Genomic DNA, 3,599 nt, shown 5'->3' with positions numbered 1-3,599 from the left:
GGCCTTTGGCGGCACGGGGTCCATACGCTCAGGCATGACTGTATTTGCGTGGGGTGCGCTTCGAAGGTTGCAAGACCAGGATTGACGCAGACCGGAACGGGCATACTGATATGACCCATTGCCACAAACTCCTGCTTCGCATCCCGCTGCTTCTGCTTCTCGTGCTTTTTGGCTCGGCTGGCGCTCGCGCCGCGGTCGAGCAGAACCCGTCGCCGCAGCCGCGCAACCGGCTGGCGATCGTCATCGGCAATTCGAACTATCAAAGCACCCGGCTCGAGCATCTCCCCAATGCGGCAAACGATGCGACACGACTTTCGGAGAGCCTGAAGCGGCTGAATTTCGAGGTCCTGACGGGAACCGATCTCTCGACCGAGGGTTTCACCAAACTGCTTCGAGACGCCGATGCAAAGTTGCCGACCGCCAGTGCAGTCTTGATTTTCTATGCCGGCCATGGCGTGCAGTTGAATGGTGAAAACTACCTGCTCCCGGTCGACACGCCCGATCCCGAAAGCCTGGAAAAACTGGTGGCCAGCGCCATCAAGCTGAATGACGTCATCGCCAGGTTCGCGCGCCGGGACCGCCAGACATTCATATTCCTGGACGCGTGCCGCAACAATCCGCTCGGTCCCGGCGCCGGCGCGGGCAATGGTCTGGCGCAAGTCGACGTCGGTGAAAACACGTTCGTTGCCTTTGCCACGCAGCCCGGCAATGTCACGGCCGATGGCGGCGGCGAGAACAGCCCGTTCACCGTTGCGTTGCTGAAGAATCTCGAAATCCCCGGACTGAGCGTCTCCGACATGATGATCCGCGTCCGAAACGAAACCGAAGCATTGACGGTTGGCCGTCAAGTGCCGTGGGATCAATCGAACCTGCGCGAGCAGTTCTATTTCACGGAGCAGCAGGCACTCGATCCGGCACAGTTGAGCGCAAGCCTTTCGCGAATTCTGGCCGACCCCATCGCCAAGAAGAGATTGCAGGTCGAGCTTGCCTCCAGCGACCTGCAAACTGCCGTGCTCGTCGTCGGGCAGACGTTGCGGTCGGTCGAGATTCCGGCACCGTCAACCGGTGCACCCGAGCCGGTCGGCACTCAGGTCGCCAATCTGTCGCCAGCTGAAAGTGTTGAAGATGCTCGCCAAAACGTCGTCTCCGGCCTCGAAACCCTCATTGTCGGCGCATCGCCGGGCGAAGCGGAAAAGGACAAGGCTGGCGATCTTGCGCGCAGCATCCAGACGGAACTTCGTCGCGTGGGTTGCTACCGGATGCAGGTTGACGGCGATTGGGGCACCGGCTCCATCCGCGCCCTTACCGACTACTACAGAAACACCAAACAGGTCGCATCGACGACCGAGCCGACCGTCGGCTTGCTCGGCGATCTCTTCCTGCGCTCCGGCAGAATCTGCAAGCAGCCGGTCATCGTAAAGGCCAAGCCGGCTAAAGTTGCGTCGGAAGCCGACCCCTCGCAAACCAGCTCCGGCCGCAAGGCCGCGAAACGGTCACAGGCCGCCCCGCAACGCCCCGCAGCGCCCCCGCCGGACATTGGTGCGGGCATAGGCATTGGTGGCGTGTTCTAGGGATATTGGCGGTCAGGCGCGCTTGGTTACTGCCCTTGATTTCCTGACCGACCCACCATCCACCGTCAGGTTGCGCCTAGACAATCCAATCGTGCAACGAGTAGGCATGGATGTAGTCGATCTGCATCTCCGCAGGTGTCGCAAGCCCGTCGGCGGGCGTTCCCGCGATGCCGCCAACCGCGAGATCGACCAGCATATACATCGGCTCGTGCATGTCGGCAGGCGTTGCGGCATGCGCCACTTCGACGTTGTCGAAATACCAGACGAGTTCGTTTTCCGTCCACAGCACCCCGTATTTGTGGAACCCTCCGGTATCGGCGACATAGGGCGTGGAGGATACTGTTGTGTGCGTTCCCGTCTCGTTCGTGTGGCTTGTCAAAAGGAGCTTGTTTGGATCCTGACCGGTCATCTCTATGGCGTCCAACTCCGGTGGCCAGGAGCCGTCCGCCGGCAGAAGCCAGAAGGCCGGCCATGCGCCCTGTTTTTCGGGCATGTCGGCCCGAATTTCGAAATAACCGTAGGTCTGCGCGAAGGAGTCGTGCGTCGTCAGCAAACCTGACGTGTATTGGTAGTTGTTTATGTAGGGTTTGATAGCGTCTGGGGCCTTGGCGGCGGTAATCGTGAGAACACCGTTCTGGATATTGAACGGCTTGACGGAACTCGTCGGGGCATAGTTGGCATCGATATACCATTGAAGCTCGCCGTTGCCGGTGAGCGAGCTGCCGTTGGCGCCTCCCCACCAGAAGTTCGTGTTCCAGGTGCCACTCGAGCCATTCCGCAGGTTCAGTGTGTTGAACTCGTCCGCGAAGGTGAGTTGCAGATGCGACCTGTCCAAGGCGAGATCGAACTGGCTCGCGGCGAACTGGTCGATCGTCTTGTTGGCGAAGACGAGAAACTCGTTGCCGGATAGATCAAGTCGGACATTCGCTCCCGACTGGACCATATTGGCGTGCACCTGGTCGAAGGAGGTGAAGCCGTAGCTCCCGACGCGCACCGTATCGTCGGCGCTGAAGTCCAGGATCAGGTCACTGCCGTTGCCGGGGGCGACGATGAAAATGTCCGCCCCGGAGCCGCCCTTGAGAACGTCGTCGCCCTTCAAACCGTCGAGCGTCTGTTGGCCGGAACCGCCGGTGATGATGTTGTTCAGCTCGTTTCCGAAAGCATATTGCTTGTCGCCCGTGACAGTCAGGTTTTCGAAATGCGCCGGGAGCCTGTAATTCATCCAGGTCGAGATGGTGTCGACGCCCTCGTTGGCCAGCTCGACCGCCTTGTTCTTCGTGGAATACAGATAGTAGATATCATCGCCCTTGCCGCCATACATCGTGACGCTGACGTTGCCGTCGCCATAGAGCGAGTCGTTGTAGATGCTGCCATAAAGCGCCGGGCCGGAATTCGTGGCCGAGTACCATTTTGTCGAGGATCCGCTGTAGGCGAGTGGAACGCCATAGGCGTTCAGGACGGTGGTCATTGTGGTCTTGCTCCTCGACTCGATGCCAGCCCCAGCATCTATGGAGGGGACGAGAAGCCAATGTCTTTTTTGGTCTTCGACTTAGGAGGGTTACCGAAAGCTTAACGCCAGCTCACTGCTGTTCCGCAAACGCGCGATCACCATCCCAAGCCCACAAAGCCCTGCCCGCTGGATCGAGTTGCGGCCGCACGCGGCTCACCCCACTCGTCTCGGTGCGGCGCCCTCGCCTGCTCTAGGTATTCAGGATGGAATTCCTGTATCCTTGGACGTCTTGAAGGCGATTTGCGATCACCTTGCCGACCGCCTCCGGGCTGTGCACTTGAGCCATGTAAGTCCGGGCGCGCTCGCCGACCGCGGTGACGGCCTCAATATTATCCGCAAGTTGCACCATGACCCGAGCAGCTTCGTCTATGTCTGGATCGGCCCATTTCTGCCCCTCGATGAAATACGGGTATTGATCGGGCTCCACGCCGATCAAACGGTATGGAATTGGAAAACCAGTCTGCGTGCTGACAAAGTCCTTGCTTCCCGAAAAGTCCGTTGCAATGACCGCTTTGCCC

Annotated in this window: 3 protein-coding genes; 1 reads left to right on the top strand and 2 read right to left on the bottom strand. The window is 59.7% G+C overall.

Translation table 11 applies throughout. The features are described 5' to 3' along the window. The first annotated feature begins 110 nt into the window (after positions 1–110). A complete protein-coding gene (locus ACXJ7R_RS27525; RefSeq protein ID WP_457154575.1) occupies positions 111–1,571 on the top strand; it encodes a caspase family protein in 1,461 nt (486 codons plus the stop codon). A 76-nt stretch (positions 1,572–1,647) separates the two neighbouring features. Here the strand turns inward: ACXJ7R_RS27525 and eglC are convergent, their stop codons facing one another. Both eglC and ACXJ7R_RS27515 read right to left on the bottom strand, forming a co-directional pair. Beyond that, positions 1,648–3,039: an endo-1,3-1,4-beta-glycanase EglC gene (gene eglC / locus ACXJ7R_RS27520; protein WP_457154574.1), complete on the bottom strand. Its 1,392-nt coding sequence runs from the start codon at positions 3,037–3,039 to the stop codon at positions 1,648–1,650. 232 nt (positions 3,040–3,271) lie between these two features. Beyond that, positions 3,272–3,599, bottom strand: a 328-nt coding sequence (locus tag ACXJ7R_RS27515; RefSeq protein ID WP_457154573.1) for a glycosyltransferase, incomplete at its 5' end; no start/stop codon positions are given.

It is taken from the genome of Mesorhizobium sp. P5_C1, assembly GCF_054049815.1.
This window is presented reverse-complemented; position numbering and strand designations above follow the sequence as displayed.